This window comes from Marinococcus halophilus (assembly GCF_002265875.1).
GTDB lineage: Bacteria > Bacillota > Bacilli > Bacillales > Marinococcaceae > Marinococcus > Marinococcus halophilus.
In genome coordinates, this window is sequence record NZ_NPFA01000014.1 from 53,840 (window position 1) to 75,165 (window position 21,326).

Annotated in this window: 19 protein-coding genes and 1 pseudogene; 19 read left to right on the forward strand and 1 reads right to left on the reverse strand. The window is 47.0% G+C overall.

The window, feature by feature from the left end:
- Positions 1-42 precede the first annotated feature (42 nt).
- The 4 genes from CHL76_RS13290 to CHL76_RS13305 all read left to right on the forward strand — a co-directional run bounded on the left by CHL76_RS13290 (position 43) and on the right by CHL76_RS13305 (position 4,878).
- Positions 43-897 carry a YtnP family quorum-quenching lactonase gene (locus tag CHL76_RS13290; protein WP_094908817.1) on the forward strand — a complete coding sequence of 285 codons (855 nt, stop codon included), beginning with the start codon at positions 43-45 and terminating at the stop codon, positions 895-897.
- A gap of 264 nt (positions 898-1,161) precedes the next feature.
- Entirely contained in the window at positions 1,162-1,917 is a 756-nt protein-coding gene (locus CHL76_RS13295; RefSeq protein ID WP_079475721.1) for a DeoR/GlpR family DNA-binding transcription regulator, read from the forward strand.
- Entirely contained in the window at positions 1,914-2,852 is a 939-nt protein-coding gene (gene pfkB, locus CHL76_RS13300) for a 1-phosphofructokinase (protein ID WP_094908818.1), read from the forward strand. Before CHL76_RS13295 ends, pfkB begins: the two co-directional genes overlap by 4 nt.
- A 13-nt stretch (positions 2,853-2,865) precedes the next feature.
- Positions 2,866-4,878 (forward strand): PTS fructose transporter subunit IIABC, encoded by a 2,013-nt coding sequence (locus CHL76_RS13305; protein ID WP_094908819.1) that lies wholly within the window; start codon positions 2,866-2,868, stop codon positions 4,876-4,878.
- Positions 4,879-4,978: 100 nt separating this feature from the next.
- Here CHL76_RS13305 and CHL76_RS13310 read toward each other — a convergent pair whose 3' ends face one another.
- The gene (locus tag CHL76_RS13310) at positions 4,979-5,284 is read right to left on the reverse strand and encodes a PepSY domain-containing protein (protein WP_079475724.1); all 306 of its coding nucleotides are present in this window, start codon (positions 5,282-5,284) and stop codon (positions 4,979-4,981) included.
- 154 nt (positions 5,285-5,438) lie between these two features.
- Here CHL76_RS13310 and CHL76_RS13315 point away from each other — a divergent pair, with 154 nt between their 5' ends.
- The 15 genes and pseudogenes from CHL76_RS13315 to CHL76_RS13385 form a co-directional block, all read left to right on the forward strand.
- A complete protein-coding gene (locus CHL76_RS13315; RefSeq protein WP_079475725.1) occupies positions 5,439-6,512 on the forward strand; it encodes a M42 family metallopeptidase in 1,074 nt (357 codons plus the stop codon).
- Between the two features lie 2 nt (positions 6,513-6,514).
- Positions 6,515-7,024 (forward strand): DUF84 family protein, encoded by a 510-nt coding sequence (locus tag CHL76_RS13320; protein ID WP_079475726.1) that lies wholly within the window; start codon positions 6,515-6,517, stop codon positions 7,022-7,024.
- A 62-nt stretch (positions 7,025-7,086) separates the two neighbouring features.
- On the forward strand, positions 7,087-8,097 hold the full coding sequence (locus tag CHL76_RS13325; RefSeq protein WP_094908820.1) for a PTS sugar transporter subunit IIC: 1,011 nt from the start codon (positions 7,087-7,089) through the stop codon (positions 8,095-8,097).
- A gap of 36 nt (positions 8,098-8,133) precedes the next feature.
- A complete protein-coding gene (locus CHL76_RS13330) occupies positions 8,134-8,469 on the forward strand; it encodes a thioredoxin family protein (protein ID WP_079475728.1) in 336 nt (111 codons plus the stop codon).
- Between the two features lie 121 nt (positions 8,470-8,590).
- Complete coding sequence (locus tag CHL76_RS13335) at positions 8,591-9,391, forward strand: DUF1444 family protein (protein ID WP_094908821.1); 801 nt, start codon at positions 8,591-8,593, stop codon at positions 9,389-9,391.
- Positions 9,392-9,454: 63 nt separating this feature from the next.
- Positions 9,455-10,093 (forward strand): YtpR family tRNA-binding protein, encoded by a 639-nt coding sequence (gene ytpR, locus CHL76_RS13340; RefSeq protein ID WP_079475730.1) that lies wholly within the window; start codon positions 9,455-9,457, stop codon positions 10,091-10,093.
- Between the two features lie 96 nt (positions 10,094-10,189).
- Positions 10,190-12,775, forward strand: coding sequence for a DNA translocase FtsK (locus tag CHL76_RS17395; RefSeq protein WP_094908822.1), 2,586 nt, complete (start codon positions 10,190-10,192; stop codon positions 12,773-12,775).
- A gap of 104 nt (positions 12,776-12,879) precedes the next feature.
- Complete coding sequence (locus tag CHL76_RS13350; RefSeq protein WP_079475732.1) at positions 12,880-13,980, forward strand: nicotinate phosphoribosyltransferase; 1,101 nt, start codon at positions 12,880-12,882, stop codon at positions 13,978-13,980.
- A 23-nt stretch (positions 13,981-14,003) separates the two neighbouring features.
- On the forward strand, positions 14,004-14,645 hold the full coding sequence (locus CHL76_RS13355; RefSeq protein ID WP_079475733.1) for a hypothetical protein: 642 nt from the start codon (positions 14,004-14,006) through the stop codon (positions 14,643-14,645).
- 180 nt (positions 14,646-14,825) lie between these two features.
- Positions 14,826-16,136 (forward strand): UDP-N-acetylmuramate--L-alanine ligase, encoded by a 1,311-nt coding sequence (murC, locus tag CHL76_RS13360; RefSeq protein ID WP_079475734.1) that lies wholly within the window; start codon positions 14,826-14,828, stop codon positions 16,134-16,136.
- Positions 16,137-16,338: 202 nt separating this feature from the next.
- A complete protein-coding gene (locus CHL76_RS13365; RefSeq protein WP_022795220.1) occupies positions 16,339-16,752 on the forward strand; it encodes a DUF948 domain-containing protein in 414 nt (137 codons plus the stop codon).
- A 16-nt stretch (positions 16,753-16,768) separates the two neighbouring features.
- Positions 16,769-17,200, forward strand: a complete 432-nt coding sequence (locus CHL76_RS13370) for a YtxH domain-containing protein (RefSeq protein WP_079475735.1) — start codon at positions 16,769-16,771, stop codon at positions 17,198-17,200.
- A 203-nt stretch (positions 17,201-17,403) separates the two neighbouring features.
- The gene (locus CHL76_RS13375; protein ID WP_094908823.1) at positions 17,404-18,480 is read left to right on the forward strand and encodes a bifunctional 3-deoxy-7-phosphoheptulonate synthase/chorismate mutase; all 1,077 of its coding nucleotides are present in this window, start codon (positions 17,404-17,406) and stop codon (positions 18,478-18,480) included.
- Between the two features lie 344 nt (positions 18,481-18,824).
- On the forward strand, positions 18,825-19,835 hold the full coding sequence (ccpA, locus tag CHL76_RS13380) for a catabolite control protein A (protein ID WP_079475737.1): 1,011 nt from the start codon (positions 18,825-18,827) through the stop codon (positions 19,833-19,835).
- 171 nt (positions 19,836-20,006) lie between these two features.
- Positions 20,007-21,326, forward strand: a pseudogene (locus CHL76_RS13385) (IS1182 family transposase); the annotation flags it as partial.

A 21,326-nucleotide genomic window follows, 5' to 3' on the forward strand; every position in this document is an offset into this window, starting at 1 on the left:
TGATAAAAGGGATCATTTGTATGAAATGGAGGGGCTGTTTTCATGAACCAATTAACCATCGGCAATTATACCATTACATGGCTCGAAGGTGGCATGACAAACATGGACGGGGGTGCGGTGTTCGGCGTGGTACCGAAACCGCTCTGGTCAAAAAAATACCCGGTCAATGACAGCAATCAAGTTCCAATGCCGACAGACCCTCTGCTTATTCAGGGAGAGGGTAAAAATTTACTGGTTGATGCAGGGATTGGAAACGGCCGGCTCAGCAAAAAGCAACAGAGAAATTATGGCGTAACGAAAGAGTCAAATGTGGAGCAGAGTCTGCGGGAAATGAATCTTTACGCTTCAGATATTGATGCTGTGTTAATGACGCATATGCATTTTGACCATGCTTCGGGGCTGGCCCGTGAAGAGCAGGGCCAGAGTGTGCCAATCTTTCGCAATGCTGTTATTTACGTATCGGAAACGGAATGGGAGGAAATGAAAAATCCGAATATCCGTTCCGAAAACACGTACTGGGAAAAGAACTGGAAGCCAATCGCCCACCAGGTTGAAGCGTTCGAGTCAGAGCTTCATATTACTGAAAACATACGAATGGTGCATACAGGCGGACACAGCGCCGGTATGAGCATTATTTTGATTGAGGATGAAAGCAATACACTAATCCACATGGCTGACAATATGCCTACACACGCCCACCAGAATGTGCTCTGGGTGACCGCCTATGATGATTATCCAATGGACTCAGTGTACATGAAAGAGCATTATATGAACTGGGGCTGCCAGCGCCAAGCATGGTTTACTTTCTACCACGATGAGCTGTACCGTGCTTTAAAGTTTAATCCTGCGGGAGAAGTAATCGAAGCTGTAGCCAGGGAAAAGCAGAGCGAAATCTGACCAGAACGTTCATATTTTTACACACGCCTCTAAAAGCTGAGGCGTGTTTTTTTATTTCTGAAATACATAACAATGCCAAACATGAAAATGTCAATTTCAATCAATGAACAAAAGTAAATGATTGTTTTTGAGTAAAATTGATTGATTATGATTAAGTAAGCGTGTACAATGAAGTTAATTAAACAAGCAAAAATAGAAAACGATCAAAACTTCTGCAGATGCCTGTTGCTTTTTATGCCAAACCCGGAAAGGAGAGGGAAGGTAATGCTTCACACTGAGCGCAGAGACACCATCATCGAAATTCTAAAAACGAAAGACACTGCTTCTATTCATGAGCTGGTGGAACTGACTGGTGCTTCAGAAGCAACAGTTCGAAGGGACTTATCCAAACTGGAATCGGATGAACAGATTAAACGAATTCACGGCGGAGCTTCTCTCTCCAGGCGCCGCCGAAACGAACCAACTATCGCAGAGAAGAGCAGTGTAAACCAATGGGAAAAGAAAAAGATTGCAGAAGCAGCAGCTTCCCTGCTTGAACCCGGTGAATGTCTTTTTCTGGACGCCGGGACGACGACCCTGGAGATGATCCCTTATTTGGCTGACCGGAATCTTGTCGTGGTAACCAACGGCATTCCGCATGTACCGCTTTTGCTCGAGAAGGGCATTGAAACGTACGTCATCGGAGGTAAAGGCAAGCAGGGGACTGGGGCCCTCGTAGGAATTAAAGCTATAGAAGCACTGAAGGAATTTTGTTTTGACGCCTGCTTTCTCGGTATTAACGGTGTTCATCCTGTTCACGGGTATACCACCCCGGATCCGGATGAAGCAGTGGTTAAGCGGACAGCGCTTGATCTTGCGGAAAGGAGCTATGTGCTGGCGGATCATTCGAAGATTAATTCCATTACATTTGCCAACATTGGTGAACTTGCTTTAGCGGAAATTATTACGTCGGACAGGCTGCGGGACGATGAGCGGACAAACTTGAAGAAATATACAGATGTGAAGGTCGTGAGTACATGATATATACAGTAACGCTGAACCCGGCAATCGATTATGTAGTCGAACTAGAAGAGTTTATTCCGGGAAATATCCATCGGTCGAAAAATGATTTGAAATATCCAGGCGGTAAAGGCATTAACGTTTCGAGAGTGCTGCAAAGACTCGGAGAGCAGTCAACTGCGCTCGGTTTTGTAGGCGGGTTTACCGGCCAGTATATTAAAGAAAGCCTGGAAAAAGAAAACATTCAAACGGATTTTGTGCAGGTAGAAGAGGATACAAGAATTAACGTCAAAATCCGTGGCGGCGAGGAATCTGAAATTAATGGAACCTCCCCGGGCGTCTCGCGCGAAGACGTGGAAGCACTGTACCAGAAGCTGGATGTTCTGACGCAGGAAGATGAATTAATACTTGCAGGAAGTGTTCCTTCTTCTCTCCCTCACAGCATCTATCTGGACATAATGGAACGGGTGAGAAACAAAGGAGTCAGGGTGTGTTTGGACACAAGCGGCGAAGCGCTCGGTGAGGCATTGAAAGGCCGCCCTTATTTCGTGAAGCCGAACCATCTGGAACTCGCAGAGTTGTACGAAGTGGAAGTGAACAGTGTGGAAGATGCTGCAGTGTATGGCCGAAAGCTTCTGGAGGATTTTGATATTGAGCATGTGGTTATATCGATGGCAGGAGAAGGAGCTGTATATATTAATAAATCACAGACCCTTCACGCCTCCGTGCCAAAGCAAAAAGCCGTGAACTCTGTCGGGGCAGGTGACTCCCTGGTAGCTGGATTCGCCGCCGGAATCGCGGAACGCCTGGATCCGGCTCAGGTGTTGAACCAAGCAGTAGCTTCCGGAAGTGCTACAGCATTTTCTGAAACATTCTGCACGAAAAAAGAAGTAGAAGAACTAAGTCAAAAGATCACGATCCGTTCGCTCGAAAGCGAAGAGACTAATCAAGCTTAAAGGGGGAAGCAGAATGAAAATTACCGATCTATTAAAAAGAGATACCGTGCTGCTGTCTCTGTCTTCGACAGATAAAGCGGGAGTGATTGATGAGCTGGTAAACAAGCTTGACACTGCCGGTCGGTTAAATGATCGCCATGCTTTTAAAGAAGCAATTGAAAAAAGGGAATCAGAAAGCTCTACCGGTATCGGCGAAGGCATCGCCATTCCTCACGCAAAGACAAGCGCTGTAGATACACCGGCTATTGCATTCGGCCGTTCTCAGGAAGGTGCGGATTATGAATCATTGGACGGCCAGCCGGCGCATCTGTTTTTCATGATTGCAGCAACTGAGGGAGCGAATGAAGCACATTTAACTACATTGTCCCGTTTGTCTACGCTGCTGATGGATGAAAACTTCCGCCAGGATCTCTTGAATGCAGAATCCGAAGACGAGGTCATGGCGGCGGTAGACGCAAAAGAAAGAGACAAGCTTGGAAGTGATGAGGAAGAAGCATCCGAAACCTCTTCAGCCCAGGCTGCCGACGACAGCAATACGCCGAGGATTCTTGCAGTAACCGGATGTCCAACTGGTATCGCCCATACCTATATGGCAGCAGATGCCCTGAAGGATAAAGCAAAAGAGCTCGGAGTTTCTATCAAAGTGGAAACGAATGGATCCGGAGGGGTTAAAAACCGTCTCACCTCCGAAGAAATTGCAAATGCGGAAGCTATTATTGTAGCGTCTGATACAAAAATCGAAATGGACCGATTTAACGGAAAGCCGCTTTTATCCACCAAAGTTACGGATGGCATCCGTAAACCGGAACAGTTAATTAACCAGGCTGTGAACGGAGAATTTTCGAAATACCGCGGCTCTGGCAGAAGTTCATCGTCGGATGAAGAAGAGAGCGCTTCTAGCGGCGGAGGCGGAGCAAAAGCAGTTGGAAATGCTATTTACCGCCACCTGATGAACGGGGTTTCGAACATGCTGCCATTTGTTATCGGCGGCGGGATTCTTATCGCTCTTTCTTTCTTCTGGGGGATTAACTCGGCGGATCCTGAAAGTGACCAGTTTAACGGGTTTGCCCAGGCTCTGAATGCAATAGGCGGACAGTACGCCTTTGGATTATTCGTAGCAGTGCTTGCCGGCTTTATCGGTATGAGCATCGCAGACCGGCCTGGTTTCATGCCGGCAATGGTTGGTGGTTTCATGTCCACTCAGGGCATTCCAGGAGCTGAGAACGCCACAGCCGGTTTCCTTGGCGGTATCATTGCCGGTTTCCTTGGCGGTTATGTCGCTCTTAGCGTGAAGAAGGCTATGTCTGGACTCCCGCAGGTGCTTGACGGAATTAAAACAATTTTATTTTATCCAGTTATCAATATTTTGATCACCGGTCTTTTGATGTACTACGTGTTTATTACACCAGTTGCTTTTCTAAATACAGCTCTTCAGGACTGGATCACAGGTCTTGGTACAAGCAACCTGGTCCTGCTTGGGATTCTGCTCGGCGGCATGATGGCAATCGACATGGGCGGACCGTTCAACAAAGCGGCCTTCACAGTCGGTGTCGCTCTAATCGGCCAGGGCATTTACGCTCCGCATGCGGCTGTAATGGCCGGCGGGATGGTGCCGCCGCTTGGTATCGCCCTTGCGGTCACGTTCTTTAAGAACCGTTTTCCGAAAGAACAGCGTTCGGCTGGGTACACAAACTATGCGCTCGGATCATTTTTCATTACAGAGGGTGCCATTCCGTTTGCGGCAGCGGACCCACTTCGGGTTATTCCTTCCATCGTTACTGGATCTGCAGTAGCAGGCGGCCTGGCCATGTTCTTTAACGTGGAACTGCTTGCACCGCACGGAGGTTTTCTCGTGTTCTTCCTGAATGCTGTGCAGGGCGGCGGAGTTTTTCTATACTTCCTCGCGATCCTTATCGGATCACTTGTGACGATGGTTATGCTGGCTATTTTGAAGAAGCCGCTGGAGCAGTCGAAAAACGAAGTACAGGATTACAAGGATTCTAAAGAGAAAAAAGAAGCATCTTAACTAATACAAAAGAGAGGCGCCAATGAAGGTGCCTCTCTTTTGTATTATGAAGGAAAATAAAAAGCTTCCGGCCCTGGAATAAGGCCGGAAGCTATGTTGATTAAGAGCTCAGTTCTAAAATAGTGCCGGTTTCAGCATCTACAATAAAGTCTAATTGACGGGTCTCTCCCTGATTGGTGCTTGAAAGGCCGCCACGGTAAACCTTGTATTCCAGGTCGTCTTTTTTGTAGGTTTCCGGCGTCATGTGGATCCAGGAGCCGTTAACCGGCAGATGATCCTGTACGTTTTCTTTTACCGTCTTCAGCGCTTTTTCCGGGGAAATTTCATCTTTCTTTGTGAACTGCTTAACCAAAATTCCCAAAGCAACACCAAGACCTACTCCAATAAGGATATTCTTTGTATTCATTATTATGTCCCTGCCTTTCCATTTCTTATTATACTCAGTATACCGCAAATAATGCGTATATCCAAATACATACCCGTTTTCAATAGTGGTAAAAACGTGAGTCGTTCGATAAAATGAAAATTAGGCAGAGCCTGACAAGCGAAAGGAGTATTTTATGAAGCAGGAAACACGCGACATGTTTAAGTTTTTAACAGAGACACCGGCAGTACCGGGTTTTGAACATCAAATCCGTACATACATGAGAAAAGAACTGGAGCCGGTAAGTGACGAAATTATCCAGGACCGGCTCGGAAGCTTGTTTGGAGTGAAACGCAGCGCTCAGGAAGGCCCGAAAGTAATGATAGCCGGCCACATGGATGAAGTAGGATTTATGGTTAAATCCATCGATGAAAACGGAATGATCCGGTTTCAAACGCTTGGCGGCTGGTGGAGCCAGGTACTGCTTGCCCAGCGTGTTCAAGTGTATACAGAAAATGGAATCATTCCGGGGGTGATTGGTTCCACCCCTCCACACCTGCTGGAACCGGAGCAGCGGGAGAAGCCGATGCCGTTAAATAAGATGTTTATTGATATTGGAGCTGACAGCAGTGAGCATGCGGAACAGCTCGGTGTCCGTCCGGGTATGCCAATATCTCCGGTCTGCCCATTCACTCCAATGGCGGACGAGAAAAAAATTATGGCAAAGGCATGGGATAACCGGTATGGTGTCGGCCTGACTTTAGAATTAATGAAAGAAGTCCAGGATGAAAGCCTTCCAAACACGCTTTACGCAGGCGCCACAGTACAGGAAGAAGTAGGGCTGCGCGGGGGCCAGACGGCTGCACAAATGATCCAGCCGGATATTTTTTACGCTTTGGATGCAAGTCCGGCGAACGATTCCACTGGAGGGAAAGATGCCTTCGGCCAGCTTGGTAAAGGGGCGCTTTTGCGTATATTTGACCAGACGATGATCACTCACCGTGGCATGCGGGATTTCGTTCTAGATACGGCGGAAAGTAACAATATCCCGTACCAGTACTTTATTTCTCAGGGAGGGACTGATGCCGGGCGTGTGCATATGGCCAACGAAGGTATTCCATCTGCTGTTATCGGAGTCTGTTCCCGCTATATCCACACTTCTGCTTCCCTGCTGCATGTGGATGATTACGCTGCAGCAAAAGAACTGCTGACAAAGCTCGTGCGAACCACAGACCAACAGGCCCTCGATATGATTCATAAAGGAGTCTGAAGTTGAAAAAGGCTTTAGTAGGATCAAAAAATCCTGTAAAAATAGAAGCAGTACGCCAGGTGCTCTATCCGGAATTTTCCGTTTCCGGTACAGCTGCGGCTTCGGAAGTGAGTGATCAGCCGTTTTCCGATGTGGAGACGAGAGAAGGAGCTGTAAACCGTGCCCGGCATGTGCAAAAACGTGCTGATATTGGGATAGGGCTCGAAGGCGGCGTACAGGCTGAAGAAAATGACATATACTTGGTCAGCTGGGGGGCGCTTACAGATGGCACAGGTACATGGACGGCCGGCGGAGCCCGTATACTGCTGCCGGAACATATTGCTGCTATGCTCAGGGACGGCGTGGAATTAAAAACAGCAGTGGACCATTACTCACAGCTGACAGATACTCATCAAAACGAAGGGGCAGTCGGAATCCTGACCGCCGGCCGGGTGGACCGGACTGCCCTTTTTCACCATGTTGTATCCCTGCTTTACGGCCAGTGGCTGCATCAAACAGGGCGCCGGTTTTAAACGGCGCCTTTTCATTAAATTAAATTATGGTTACAATGGGAAAAAAGAGAAGGAGAGAGGACATGCGGTCATTTTTTTTGAAAAAGGGTGTAAATTTAAGTGTAAAGACATATGGAGTTACAGCTTTAAGCTACATGGCGCTTGGGTTGTTTGCGTCTTTAATCATCGGACTAATTATTCAGACAATTGGCCGGCAGCTCGGCATTACTTTCTTTGAGGACATGGGCACGCTTGCGATTTCATTAATGGGGCCTGCCATTGGGGTGGCTGTAGCTTACGGGCTGCAGGCTCCGGCGCTGGTTGTTTTTTCTGCGGTAGCTACTGGCGCTGCCGGAGCAGAGCTCGGAGGACCAGCAGGAGCTTTTATTGCAGCACTCGTTTCTGTGGAGCTTGGTAAGCTGGTTTCCAAAGAAACAAGGCTTGATATTATTGTGACACCGCTTGTGGCGATTATCGCGGGATATGGGATCGCCCAGCTTCTTGGGCCGGGAATTCAGGCGTTTATGACAGGCTTCGGAGATTTGATTGTCTGGGCTACAGAAAGGCAGCCGCTTATTATGGGAATTTTAGTTGCCGGGCTGATGGGCCTTGCTCTGACAGCACCCATTTCAAGTGCTGCTATTGCCATTATTCTCGATTTGAATGGAATTGCGGCCGGGGCGGCTACTGTAGGATGTGCAGCACAGATGGTTGGTTTTGCAGCCAGCAGTTTTCGGGAAAATAAGTTTTCAGGCCTCGCCGCTCTCGGGATCGGAACTTCCATGCTTCAGGTGCCCAATGTCGTGAGGCGGCCGCTCATTTTGATTCCGCCAACGCTTGCAGGAATGATAGTGGCTCCTTTTTCTACGATGGTTTTCATGATGGAAAATAATGCAGCAGGAGCCGGAATGGGTACGAGCGGCCTGGTGGGCCAGATTATGACTTTCCAGACGATGGGATTTTCTTTTGAAGTGCTTGGAACAGTGCTGCTTCTTCATGTTGCTGCCCCCGCGTTAATCAGTCTCGGTTTGTCAGAGTGGATGCGCAAAAGAAATTGGATTAGAATGGGGGATATGAAAATACGGGAAGGGTAGCCTTTTCTGTATGTATTAATTCAAGGAGGAAAAACAATGGAAAATTTAACTACACAGGAATCTTTTAATCAAGCCATTGATAATGGAAATACAGTAATTATGTTCTCCGCCGGCTGGTGCCCGGATTGTACGTATATTGACCCGGCGATGCCCGAGATCGAGCAGCAGTACGATCAGTTTACTTTCTACAAAGCGGATCGTGATGAGCTGATGGATGTATGCATTGACTACGGCGTAATGGGTATACCGAGTTTTCTTGCTTTTCGTAATGGAAAAGAAGTACACCGCTTTGTAAGCAAGCAGCGGAAAACGCCGGAAGAAGTCCAGCACTTCCTAAACGAAGCATTGGAAAAAGCCAACGAGGCTTCATAAAGGTCCAGGAGGCTGTCCCTGAAAAAGGGACGGTCTTTTTTTTAACAGTAAGCACGAGTGTGGGAGTACACGACTGCACGTGTTACGATAGAATTAAGAATGTTCAAGAGGAGCGATAGAAATGGAAGTACGAAAACTACAGCGCATACTGCGGGAACGATTGAAAGACGATGAGTCCCGGACGTTTAAATATGATGATGAACACAGCTCGCTGCGGGTCGAGCACAAGCAGCTGAAAACCGGAGTGGATTTGGATTTAAGCAAATGGGCGGCGAAATATGAACGAGAGGGAGAAAAAGCTGTGGAGGATGTCGTGCATTATATCGATACATCCTTTCGCGCCATGGAACGTGATGTTTCACTCTCCGGACAGGAAAGTTTTATTTATCCGGTCATCCGCTCTACCTCCTTCCCGACTGAGACAAAGGAGGGGAAAGAGCTCGTATGGGACGACCATACAGCGGAAACCAGAATTTTTTACGCTCTTGATATGGGAGAGGCGTATTCATTGATCGAACAAGAAACGCTTGAAGCTGAGCAGATTGAAACCGAAAACATCCGCCGCGCTGCCCGCAATAATTTAAAGACATTGGAAGTGCCAATGAAAAAAGATATGGTGGCCGGAAATACGTTTTATTTTATTAATACAAATGACGGCTATGATGCAAGCCGCGTATTAAATGAAGCTTTGCTGCAAAGTGTAGCTGAGGATGTGCAGGGCGACATGGCAGTAGCAGTGCCGCATAACGATGTCTTTATTATTGCAGATATTACCAATGATGCCGGCTACGATGTCCTTGGCCAGATGGCTTTCCGCTTCTTCAATGACGGACGGGTGCCGATTACAGCCCTGCCGTTCATGTATGAAAATGGAGAATTTGAACCTATCTTTATCCTGGCAAAAAAACGCCCTAAATCCTGATTCGCGGGAGCGTGCAAGCTGTGATACAATAAAAGTTAAGTTAGCGAAAAGGAGTCTCAACGAATGAATATTTTTTATAACCCAACAGGAATTGGAGATGTGCTTCTCCTTTCCTTAAAACCAATAGATTCAAAACAGCGTAAAACGGTAAGGTACGGAGATGTCGCCGTGCTCACCCATGCGACAACGAAAGAAACAGCAGGTTATCATATTTTTAATGCTTCTTCCTATGGAGAAATTACAGGGACGGGCAGAATAGCAGGGGATGAAGCCCATATTCAGCTTGTCAATAGAGCTTTAAAAGAAAACAATGTAGACAGTTCTCTTGAAGTGCCGTCCCAGCCCAATTTCCTCGTAGGTGCCGTGACGGATAAAAAGCGGCATCCGGATGCAGACAAGCTGAGCGTCTGCCAGGTGGAAACGGGTACAGAGACGCTTCAAATCGTCTGCGGAGCTCCGAATGTCGACAAAGGCCAGAAAGTAGCTGTAGCCGTACCAGGGGCAGTTATGCCTTCAGGGATGAAAATTAAAAAATCAAAACTCCGTGGCGTGACTTCTACCGGCATGATCTGCTCAGTGTCTGAGCTTGCACTGCCGGAAAAACAGACAGAAAAAGGCATTCTCGTTCTTGATGAATCGTACGAAACGGGCCAGGATTTTTATAAACAGTATCACGAACGCCCGGTTTCAGCGTCCGTGTAGGAAGTGAAAAACCGCTAGTGGTGCTAGGGGTTTTTCTTGTGCAGACAAAGTTAATTAGGACTCAAGAAAGTCCGGTAAGAAAAGGAGGGGTTGAAAATGCCGTCATCCTTTCAACAATGGATGAAAAGAATGCAGCATTTTCTTTTTAACGATGAAGAACAGCCAGAGGAAAACAACCGTGAAAATCGTATAAAGCGCTCCGGAGAGGATCCTCCTCCATACATAGCGAGAATGACGTATCAGGAATCTGAGCCGGTGAAAATGTTTAATGTTTATCCTAAAAGCTATGAAGAAGCTCAAAAACAAAAGAACAGCCCGCAGGCTCCGGAACGCCCAAGTGCAGCAAAGCTTTCGAGCACTTCCGCGAAATCGCGCGCCTCCGAGCGCGCGGAACGCGAACAGGAACGTGTCGGGGACGATGCTAAACGGGCTGGTTCAAAAGAAGAGAAAAAGACAGAACCAGAAAACGAAGGCTATTTTCAGGGTAAAAATTTCGAAGCAGGAAGTATTCCTTCTCCTGTCTTTGGATATCAGCAGGCTGATCTGCATCCGGGTAATTTAAGGGATCCAGATGCAGAAGAAAGAAAGGAAACCTCCGTTCAGGAGCAGATCCGGGAAGATATTGCTTTTCTGAATTCCATCCGCACTGGAGCAAGAAGACCTTCAGCTGTTACAAAACAGGTGGAAGAAAAAGAAGCAGGCCGAAAGCGCAGAGCTCCTTCCATATTACAGGAGGACACCGATCGCTTTATGGAGATCAGCAGAGCCCAGAGAAGCGGTAAATGGGATACAAAAGCGCAGGACGGGGATACAGATAACAATGAGCCGGCGGATGAACACGGTTCGGATGAAAAAAAAGACAATGATCTATTTCCTTCCGGCACTGCGTTTGAAATAGAACCGGAAGATAACAAGTCCATTGAGATAGAAGTGCCGGAAAAAGAGGAAGAGCCTCAGGCGGTTTCCGTGGGCCGGGAAAAAGAAAATATTCCAGTTGATAATACGGAAAACACGAAAGAGAAAGAAAGAACAGAGCAGCCAGCTTTTGAAAATAACCTGGAGCCACTACCGGAAAATAGCGGCCTGCCTGTAAAAAAACATGAATCAAAAACTGACAAGCCGAAGAGTGCTTCGGCTTCAGCAGTAAAAGAGAAACCGGCAGCACCGGCAAAAAAACAGTCCAGCAGTAAACGGCCATCTACCTCAACCCCGTTTAATGTCATGATGTATCCCAAGGATAAACGCTCTGCCGGACGACAGCCGAAGCAGACAGGATATCGGCTGCCGTCGCTGCAACTGCTCAATATTCCTCCAAAAAAAGAAGACGAAGACCAAAGTGAGCTAGAAGAGCAAAGGGGCCAGCTTGAAACCACGCTGAAAAACTTTCATGTGGATGCAAAAGTTTCTCAGATTACAAAAGGACCGTCGGTTACAAGGTTTGAAGTCCAGCCGGCTCCAGGAGTGAAAGTGACAAAAGTAACCAATCTAACAGATGATATTAAAATGGCGCTTGCAGCTAAAGATCTAAGAATGGAAGCGCCTATTCCCGGGAAGAATGCTATTGGCATTGAAGTACCCAATCCGACATCGGCGCCGGTATTTTTAAGAGAGATTCTCCGCCGGGACGTGTTTAAAAATCATCAATCGCCGCTTTCAGTTGCCATGGGTCTCGATATTGGAGGCAACCCTGTCATCGCTGACCTGCAGAATATGCCGCATGGATTAATAGCAGGCGCTACGGGTTCCGGAAAGAGTGTCTGCATTAATTCAATTCTGCTGAGCCTGTTGTACAAATCCTCTCCGGAAGAATGTAAATGGATGCTGATCGATCCTAAAATGGTGGAGCTTGCTTCTTACCGGGAGGTGCCGCACCTTATTACGCCGGTAATCAATGACGCCAAGGAAGCAACAGGAGCGTTAAAATGGGCAGTCCAGGAAATGGAAGATCGTTATGAACGTCTGGCCCGCGAAGGCGTGCGGGACATGAAAAAATATAACGAACGAATGGAAAAACAGGGGCGCCCGGCTGATAAAATGCCGTACCTCGTTATTGTAATTGATGAATTGGCAGATTTGATGATGGTGTCGCCACAGGATGTAGAAGATGCGATCTGCCGTATAGCGCAAAAAGCAAGAGCCTGCGGCATGCACTTGCTTGTAGCAACGCAGCGCCCCTCGGTGGACGTTATTACAGGACTCATTAAAGCAAATATCCCAACCAGAATAGCATTCTCCGTATCTTCACAGGTGGATTCCCGTACGATTTTGGACGGAGGCGGTGCTGAACGTTTGATTGGTAAGGGCGATATGCTTTTCTATCCAAACGGCGCATCCAAGCCAACGCGTGTCCAGGGCACCTTTGTGACAGATGAAGAAATAGACGCTGTCACAGATTTTGTAAAAGAGCAGAAAAAACCCGTTTATCAGTTTCAAAAAGAAGAACTGCAAAAGCACCTCGAAAAAGAGGAAAATCAGGACCCGCTCTATAATAATGCGTGTGAATTCGTCATCGACCAGAAGCAGGCTTCCGCCTCCCAGCTGCAGCGTCGTTTTTCGTTAGGTTACAACCGAGCGGCTAAGCTGATCGATACGATGGAAAATCGTGGGATCGTTTCCGAGGCGAGAGGGAGCAAACCTCGAAATGTATTAGTAACCCGGCAGGAGTGGGAAGAAACGGTATAGGCTTGCTTTCCCATTAAAGGTTTTATATGATAAATAGAATATTGAAGCAGCCCGTGGAAAATCACGGGCTCTTATTCTGATACATAGGTTAAGGAGCAGCTGTTATGAAGGAAATTGAACTTAAACTGCAAGGGAAACAAAAGCGATTAACAAATGAAACATTTAAATTCGATGAACGAGTAAAAGAAGGATGGTTTTCCGCTGTATATTTTTTAAAAACCAAAAAAATCGCGGAAAAATACAAGCCGGAAGAACGAGTGCTGATGCAGTTTTTTCAAAAAGATCACGCTGTATTATGCGGAGTAGATGAAGCGGTTGCTTTAGTTAAAACCTTTTCTTCCTACCCGGAGGATCTTACCATTCATGCTCTTGAAGACGGCAATAAAATTGCGCCGTACGAAACAGTGATGACAGTTGAAGGGAAATATCAGGATTTTGGCTTTCTTGAGGGCCTGATTGACGGTATACTTGCGAGACGTACCTCTGTGGCTACGAACGTCTTCAATGTAGTAAATGCAGCAAAACTCTCCGGCAGAAAAAAACCCGTCATTTTCATGGGGGATCGGGACGATCATTTCACGCAGCAGGCTGGGGACGGGTACAGTGCTTTTATTGGCGGCTCTAAAGCCCAGGCAACCCATGCCATGAGCGAGTGGTGGGGGAAAAAAGGAATGGGAACGATGCCGCATGCCCTGCTTCAGCTTTTCGAGGGCGATATCATTCAGGCGACCCGGGCGTACAAAGAAACATTTCCGGAAGATGAACTTGTAGCGCTGGTGGACTATAATAATGACGTCATTACCGATTCTTTAAAAGTGGCCAGGGAGTTCGGCAAGGACCTTCAGACAGTTCGTCTTGATACTTCGGCCAGCATGGTGGATCAATATTTCTGCCGGCATCCAGAAGTGCTTGGCTCTTTCAACCCCACCGGAGTAAATCCTGAGCTGATTTTTGCCTTACGGAGGGTGTTGGATGATGAAGGCTTTGATCATGTTAAAATAATGGTAAGCGGTGGTTTCAATGCCGCACGTATTGAGGAATATGAAGCTAAAGACGTTCCCGTAGATATTTATGGTATTGGGAGCAGCCTGTTAAAAATTCATATTGGTTTTACAGGAGACAATGTATTGTTAAATGGAAAGCATGAAGCTAAAGCCGGGCGGAAGCATCGTCCAAACAGCCGAATGGAGCTTGTTGATTATTAATTTCCGGAAAGGAGTTCTTTGCCGTGCGTTCGGATATACAGAGGTACCGGCAGCGCCGGCAGGTAGAAGCAGACCGGCGCCTTGAAAGCCTGCTCGCAGCATTTAAAGACTGGAAAGAAGAAAATACGAACCTGCGTGAAAAGGTACGTGCTAAACACCTTTTCGCCGAACAAACAGGCCTGGCGGTGGAACAGGTGGAGAAAAGGCCATGGGATATGCTGTTTGAGGAATGGTTTTCATACGATTATGTAACGATTATCGGTACTCATCTATTTGATATGTTCTTAAAACAGACGCTGACTGAGCGGACCCGGATGGATCTTCAACTGGGCGGACTGCTGCTGACGGCTTCCTGGCTGCCGGTGGAATTAAATGAAAAAAACCGGTGGGCCCGGGCAGTAGGAAAGCAGGAATTTTCCGGCCGGCTGCAGCAGGACCCTGCTTTAGAACCGGCTGTATCTTCCACCTGGCTTGTGCGGACAGCGCGTGTAGGGTTTGAAGACACCCGTCTGGGCCAGGCAGTGCCGATCCAGCCGAATAGTGAAGAGTTTCAGGCGTTGATGCTTGAAGCGGAAGAAGCCTACTATAAAGAAGAACACATCCGCTGGCATAAAGAAAAAGGGGCCTCCTGGCTCCATTTTGCACTCCCGTCCGTGAGTTTCTGATTTGTAAACGAGACGGGGGTCATGCTTTTATGCCCAATTTTAGTCGTTCCGTTGGAGGAACCAAAGGTTTTTGCTATAATAAGACAAGTATGTTTACATATGATAAACACCATGAAAAACGATCTCTTTCACCTGTGCGTTTTAGCGGCAAGGTTTTTTGAAAGAACGGAGGAAGACAATATGTCTAATTATCATTTTATTGGAATTAAGGGATCCGGCATGAGTGCTCTTGCCCAGATTCTGCACGATATGAATCATAGTGTACAGGGCTCGGATGTTGAAAAAACATTTTTTACACAGCAGCCTCTTGAAAAGAAAAATATTTCCATTCTTCCTTTTCAGGCGGACAACATCCAGGAAGGCCAGACGGTGGTTGCTTCAGCAGCTTATGGTGATACGCACGAAGAAGTGAAACAGGCAAAGCAGGCAGGGGTAGAGGTCCATTCCTACCCACAGTTTTTAGGAGAATTCCTTCAAAATTTCACTTCAATAGCAGTGGCGGGCTCACACGGTAAAACGACCACGACTGGTCTTTTAGCACACGTACTAGAGGCGTATAAGCCTACCTCATACTTAATTGGCGATGGCACAGGGAAAGGCATGGAAAACAGTCGTTTTTTTACATTTGAAGCCTGCGAGTACCGCCGTCATTTTTTAAACTATACTCCTGACTATGCGATTATGACAAATATTGATTTTGATCACCCCGATTACTTTTCAGACGTAGACGATGTTGTTCAGGCATTTAATGAAATGGCTCAAAAAGTAAAAAAAGGTATTGTAGCGTGCGGTGATGACGAACACCTTCAAAAGCTGCATGCGCCTGTGCCAATTGTTTATTATGGTATTGAAGGAAAGCATGATTTCAACGCGGAAAACATAATAGTAGACGAGAATGGAACCAGTTTTGATGTGCAAATCCGTGGGGACCGGTTTGGTCGCTTTACTATCCCAGGCTATGGCAAGCACCATATTCTAAATGCACTCGCTGTTATTGCTATCTGTCACTATGAAGAGGTGCCGGCCGCGATTATCCGCGAACAACTGGCTACTTTCAGCGGTGTGAAACGCCGTTTTACAGAAAAAACTTCCGGGTCGCAGGTGCTGATTGATGATTACGCCCATCATCCTACTGAAATTCGGGCTACCATCGAATCAGCCAAACAAAAATACCCGAACCGGCCGATAGCAGCTGTTTTCCAGCCGCATACCTTTTCAAGAACGAAAGCCTTTCTTGATGATTTCGCAGCCAGCCTTCAAATGGCAGACTATGTTTACCTTTGTGATATTTTTGGATCGGCAAGGGAACAGGATGGAAGCTTAAGCATCGAGGACTTAAAACAGCGCATTCCTGGCGCGAAAATAATTCAGGAGGACGGAGTACAGGTGCTTGAAACTCATAATGACGCCGTGCTTTTATTTATGGGGGCTGGAGACATCCAAAAGTTTCAAAGTGCCTATGAAGCTCATCTTGAATCCTCCAAGCAATAGAATCACAAGACGGAAGGCGAGAGCTTTCCGTCTTCTTCGTATCGACAGTAAAAATGCTAAAGCATTACGGGGACGATATTTTCGCCAGCAGGCATATTTTTTGAAGGATAGGGAAAAAGAAATTAGAAGCCTCTCTCTGTGAAGAATGGAGTTTCAAAACAGACAAAGAGTGGTAAAATGGCGACAGGAGGTGTATTGTGATATGGCTATTTTAGGTTACATAAGCGCGCTGATTGCAGCGATCGCTTTTGCCGTTCTAATTATTTTCCTCGTGAAAACACTGAAAACAGCTACTACAATGATGGAGCGCGTAGGGAACACAATGGAACAGGTAGAGCAGCAGGTACAGGGCATTACCAGAGAATCAGAGGCTATGCTTAATCGTTCTAATACTATTATGGAAGATGTCCAGACCAAAACAGAGAGTATTAATGGTTTTGTAGGGTCATTGCAAAATGTCGGGGAATCAGTGGATAACGTCAACCATTCATTCCGCCGTGTAGCCGATTCTGTTTCCAATTATTCTTCAAAACAATCAGAGCAGGTCACCCAGGTAATTCAGTGGGGGAATGCCTTTATTGATTTGTATGCCCGCTGGAAGAAACGGACAAAATAAAAGGGGACGATAAAGAATGGCTTCATACAACACAAAAGATTTTATTATAGGAACAATCATTGGAAGCATTGTAGGGGCGTCGACAGCGCTGCTTCTTACCCCAAAATCAGGGGAGGAATGGCGCCAGAATCTTTCTGAAGGGACTCAGTCAGTAAAACAGAAATCAAGCGGGTTAACCTCTGAAGCATACGAAAAGGGCAGTGAGTGGGCAAATCTTGCAAAAGATAAGTCCAGCGAAATTGCCAAAAATGTTTCTGCCCAGTCTTCTCATCTGTATGAACGAGTGAAAGGAAGCTCGGGAGAAGATGAAGAGAAATCTGCTGAAAAGCTAGCACAAGAGTTGAATGAACGCATTGATGAAAGCGAAGAAGAAGCGGCAGAGGATGTAAAAAAAGACGTGCGTGAACTGCATAAAGATTCCTCAGAAAACAAAAATAATGACACGTAACAGCTAAAACCGCTGCGCTAAATGCAGCGGTTTTTATTATATTTTTAGTTAGACTTAAAAGAAAAGCTTATTTTAGAGGCAAAAATACTTTAACACTTAAAAGCGTTTAAGAAATAAAGAAAAAAGGGCTGACAGAACAGAATTCTTCGTTTATAATTGGGCGTAATCGAAAAGATAAGTAATTGACCGAAGGAGTGGAGAATATGAGTAACGAGCAGTTAGATGCCTTAAGAGAACAATTAGACGAAGTGAACGTAAAACTTTTGGAACAAATTAATGAACGCGGACGGCTGGTCCGGGAAATTGGGGATGTTAAAAGTAAGTCCGGGCAGAAGCGATTCGACCCGGTACGTGAACGCCATATGCTCGATCACATTGCAGAACATAACGAAGGGCCCTTCTACACTTCCACGGTCCAGCACATTTTTAAGCAAATCTTCCAGGCGGGGCTCGAGCTTCAGGAAGATGATAACCGCAAAGAATTGCTGGTATCCCGCAAGAAGAAGCCTGAAGATACAATTGTTGACCTGAAGGGCGAAAAAATCGGAGATGGCTCCCAGCGTATTGTTGCAGGCCCTTGTTCCGTAGAAAGCTACGAGCAGGTGTACGAAGTTGCCAAATCCATGAAAAACCAGGGCATTCGTCTTCTGCGCGGCGGAGCATTTAAGCCGAGAACTTCACCTTATGACTTTCAGGGGCTTGGAAAAGAAGGTCTTGAAATTCTGCGCCGTGTAGCTGACGAACTGGATATGGTGGTAATCAGTGAAATTGTAAGTCCGCAGGATGTAGAAATGGCCCTGGATTACCTTGACGTTATCCAGGTCGGCGCGAGAAACTCCCAGAACTTTGAATTACTGAAAGAAGTGGGAGGCGTGGACAAGCCTGTATTAATGAAACGCGGAATGTCCTCGACTATCGACGAATTAATTAAAGGCGCCGAATACATCCTGGCTAAAGGAAATGAAAATATTATTCTTTGCGAACGCGGTATTCGCACGTATGAAAAAGCAACTAGAAATACACTCGATATTTCTGCAGTACCAATTTTGAAAAAAGAAACTCACCTTCCGGTCATGGTAGATGTGACGCACTCCACAGGTAGAAGAGATTTGCTTGAACCAACTGCCCGTGCAGCATTTGCTATCGGCGCAGATGCGGTCATGGCTGAAGTACACCCGGATCCTGCGGTCGCTCTTTCCGATTCTGCGCAGCAAATGGATATTGCCCAATTTGAATCTTTCCTGGATTCCCTCAGGGCTTCCGGATTATACAAATACTAATTCTCTACATGAAAGCACAGGGACTCTCCTGTGCTTTTTATATGGTGAGCAGTTATAACCAATTTAAATTAGTTGATAGCGTTTTCTTGAAAAGAAGTATGAAAACATAGTAAAATGAAAACAATTGAAAACAAGCTAAATCAAGAATAAAGACGTTAGGTGTTTATGTATGATACGATTAAAAAATCTGTAATTGTGAAGAGAAGAACAAAACTCGAATATTCATATATGCTCAGGAAGTTATGAAAAGTTTTCATAAATGAATTGCAGGGTTGATCAACATTATTATATGATAGCATCATCTGTTGAAAAGTGGATGAAAGGGATTTGAAGGAGGATTACTAGTGAATACAACAATTTATGATGTAGCAAGAGAGGCTGGCGTTTCGATGGCCACCGTTTCACGTGTCGTGAACGGCAACCCAAACGTAAAGCCGGCTACGCGGAAAAAGGTACTGGACGCCATCGAAGGGCTTGGCTATCGTCCGAACGCGGTAGCGCGTGGCCTTGCAAGTAAAAAAACCACAACTGTCGGTGTAATTATTCCAGATATATCAAGCATTTTCTTTGCTGAATTGGCCCGGGGGATTGAAGACATCGCCATGATGTATAAATATAATATCATCCTGAGCAACTCCGACCAAAATAAAGATCGGGAAATTAACCTAATTAATACCCTGCTTGAAAAACAGGTGGATGGGATTGTATTTATGGGTGGCGAAATCACCGAGGAGCACGTGGAGCAGTTCAAGCAATCCCCAGTACCTATTGTCCTGGCTGCAACAGTTGATGAAAACAAGGAAGTGCCTTCGGTAAATATTGATTATGCAGACGCTGCTTTTGATGCAGTGGAGGAGTTAATCGAGGGGGGACATCAAAGAATTGGTATGGTTTCGGGCTCTCTTGAAGATCCGGTAAATGGATATAAAAAATTCAGTGGATATAAAGAAGCGCTAAATAAAAATAACATTTCTTTTGAGGAAGAATTAGTAACAGTAGGAGACTATTCATATGATTCCGGCCTCCGGGCTGCGCAGTCACTGATGAAGCTTGAGAATCCTCCTACGGCGATTTTTGCATCCACAGATGAAATGGCCCTTGGCGTAATCCATGGGCTGCAGGATGATGGGTTTAGCGTGCCGGATCAAGTGAACGTCATTGGTTTTGACAATACACGCCTTGCGACTATGGTACGCCCAACATTAACAACCGTAGTGCAGCCGATGTACGATATTGGAGCAGTCTCCATGCGCCTTTTGACGAAGTTTATGAACAAAGAAGAAGTAGACGAAAGTACTGTAGTCCTCCCGCACCGACTGGAATACAGACAATCAACGACCATTCCTGAAAAATAAGGGAAGCAGTTTAACTGCTTCCCTCAGACTGTCGACAATGGCTCTCATTTTAGAGCGTGTCGGCAGTTTTTTTATGCTATGATAAAAAGAAATAGCCTGGAAAGGGGTTATGGCGCATGATGAGACGGGATACGGAAGAAGCTCGTTACCGGGAAGCCACCATTCAGTTGGTTCATTTACGACGAAGTCGCGTCCCTCTATGCCCCCATCGGCCGGCCGAGTATTGACCCGGTCCGGCTGGTGAAAATGGTGCTGCTCCAKTATTTGTTCGGCATTCGCTCCATGCGTCAGACCGTTCGGGAGATCGAAACGAATGTGGCCTACCGATGGTTTCTCGGTTTGGACCTCCTGGAGCCCGTGCCGCATTTCTCCACCTTTGGCAAGAACTACACACGCCGGTTTCGGGACAGCGGGTTGTTCGAAGCGATATTTGAACGGGTGCTGGGAGAAGCCGTGGCCGCCGGCTTTGTGGATCCATCCGTCTTTTATATCGATGCCACCCATGTGAAAGCGAACGCCAACAAGAAAAAATTTGATCGGGTTCAGTTGGCGGCCGAAGCCCGGGCCTACCAGGATCAACTGGACGCCGAAATTCACCGGGACCGCGAGGTCCACGGAAAAAAGCCCCTGCCTCCCGCCCGCCGCGAACCGGGCGGACGGGGGGTCAAACAAAGCACGACGGATCCTGACAGTGGCTATTACGTCAAAGATGAACGGGAGAAGATGTTTGCCTACAGCTGGCATACCGCCTGTGACCGGCACGGGTTTGTGCTCGGAGCGATCGTGACCGGAGCCAATGTTCATGACAGCCGGATCTTTCATGAGCTGTTGGCGCAGGTGATGGCCCGGGTGGGCCGTCCGTACGCCGTTGCAGTGGATGCCGGCTACAAAACCCCGGCCATTGCTCATCTGCTTCGCGAGCAGGCCATTCGCCCGGTCATGCCCTATACCCGGCCCAAGGGCCTGCCGGGACGCTTGCGCAAACAGGACTTTGTGTATGATGCCTATCTGGACGCGTATCTCTGTCCCAAGCATCAGGCCTTGCGCTACCGCACCACGAATCGGGACGGTTATCAGGAGTATGTCTCGGATCCCGTCATTTGTCAGTCCTGCCCGCTGCTCGAGACCTGTACCCAAAGCCGGGATCACCGGAAGGTGATCCTCCGCCACGTCTGGCAGGACGATCTGGACGAAGCCGAACACCTTCGGCACACCCCGTGGAACCGGAGGACCTATGCGGAACGAAAAGAAACCATCGAACGGATTTTTGCGGATCTCAAACAAAAGCATGGTTTGCGCTGGACGCTCCTCGCCGGAGGGGCACGAAACACCGCGCAGGCGATGCTTGTTTATGCGGTGATGAACCTCAAAAAACTCGCCACCTGGCGGTGGCGACAGACGTGCGCCGGCCGTTGGATGCTTCTTTTTCCCTCAACAGCACAAACAAAGGCCTCCGAAATTCATTTTCGGAGGCCTTTGTCTACAATCTGA

What these genes read in the sequence shown, in the direction of transcription:
- CHL76_RS13290 (WP_094908817.1), top strand. Translation starts at nt 43, where the DNA reads ATGAACCAATTAACCATCGGCAATTATACCATTACATGGCTCGAAGGT.
- CHL76_RS13295 (WP_079475721.1), top strand. Translation starts at nt 1,162, where the DNA reads ATGCTTCACACTGAGCGCAGAGACACCATCATCGAAATTCTAAAAACG.
- pfkB (WP_094908818.1), top strand. Translation starts at nt 1,914, where the DNA reads ATGATATATACAGTAACGCTGAACCCGGCAATCGATTATGTAGTCGAA.
- CHL76_RS13305 (WP_094908819.1), top strand. Translation starts at nt 2,866, where the DNA reads ATGAAAATTACCGATCTATTAAAAAGAGATACCGTGCTGCTGTCTCTG.
- CHL76_RS13310 (WP_079475724.1), bottom strand. Translation starts at nt 5,284, where the DNA reads ATGAATACAAAGAATATCCTTATTGGAGTAGGTCTTGGTGTTGCTTTG.
- CHL76_RS13315 (WP_079475725.1), top strand. Translation starts at nt 5,439, where the DNA reads ATGAAGCAGGAAACACGCGACATGTTTAAGTTTTTAACAGAGACACCG.
- CHL76_RS13325 (WP_094908820.1), top strand. Translation starts at nt 7,087, where the DNA reads ATGCGGTCATTTTTTTTGAAAAAGGGTGTAAATTTAAGTGTAAAGACA.
- CHL76_RS13330 (WP_079475728.1), top strand. Translation starts at nt 8,134, where the DNA reads ATGGAAAATTTAACTACACAGGAATCTTTTAATCAAGCCATTGATAAT.
- CHL76_RS13335 (WP_094908821.1), top strand. Translation starts at nt 8,591, where the DNA reads ATGGAAGTACGAAAACTACAGCGCATACTGCGGGAACGATTGAAAGAC.
- ytpR (WP_079475730.1), top strand. Translation starts at nt 9,455, where the DNA reads ATGAATATTTTTTATAACCCAACAGGAATTGGAGATGTGCTTCTCCTT.
- CHL76_RS17395 (WP_094908822.1), top strand. Translation starts at nt 10,190, where the DNA reads ATGCCGTCATCCTTTCAACAATGGATGAAAAGAATGCAGCATTTTCTT.
- CHL76_RS13350 (WP_079475732.1), top strand. Translation starts at nt 12,880, where the DNA reads ATGAAGGAAATTGAACTTAAACTGCAAGGGAAACAAAAGCGATTAACA.
- murC (WP_079475734.1), top strand. Translation starts at nt 14,826, where the DNA reads ATGTCTAATTATCATTTTATTGGAATTAAGGGATCCGGCATGAGTGCT.
- CHL76_RS13365 (WP_022795220.1), top strand. Translation starts at nt 16,339, where the DNA reads ATGGCTATTTTAGGTTACATAAGCGCGCTGATTGCAGCGATCGCTTTT.
- CHL76_RS13370 (WP_079475735.1), top strand. Translation starts at nt 16,769, where the DNA reads ATGGCTTCATACAACACAAAAGATTTTATTATAGGAACAATCATTGGA.
- CHL76_RS13375 (WP_094908823.1), top strand. Translation starts at nt 17,404, where the DNA reads ATGAGTAACGAGCAGTTAGATGCCTTAAGAGAACAATTAGACGAAGTG.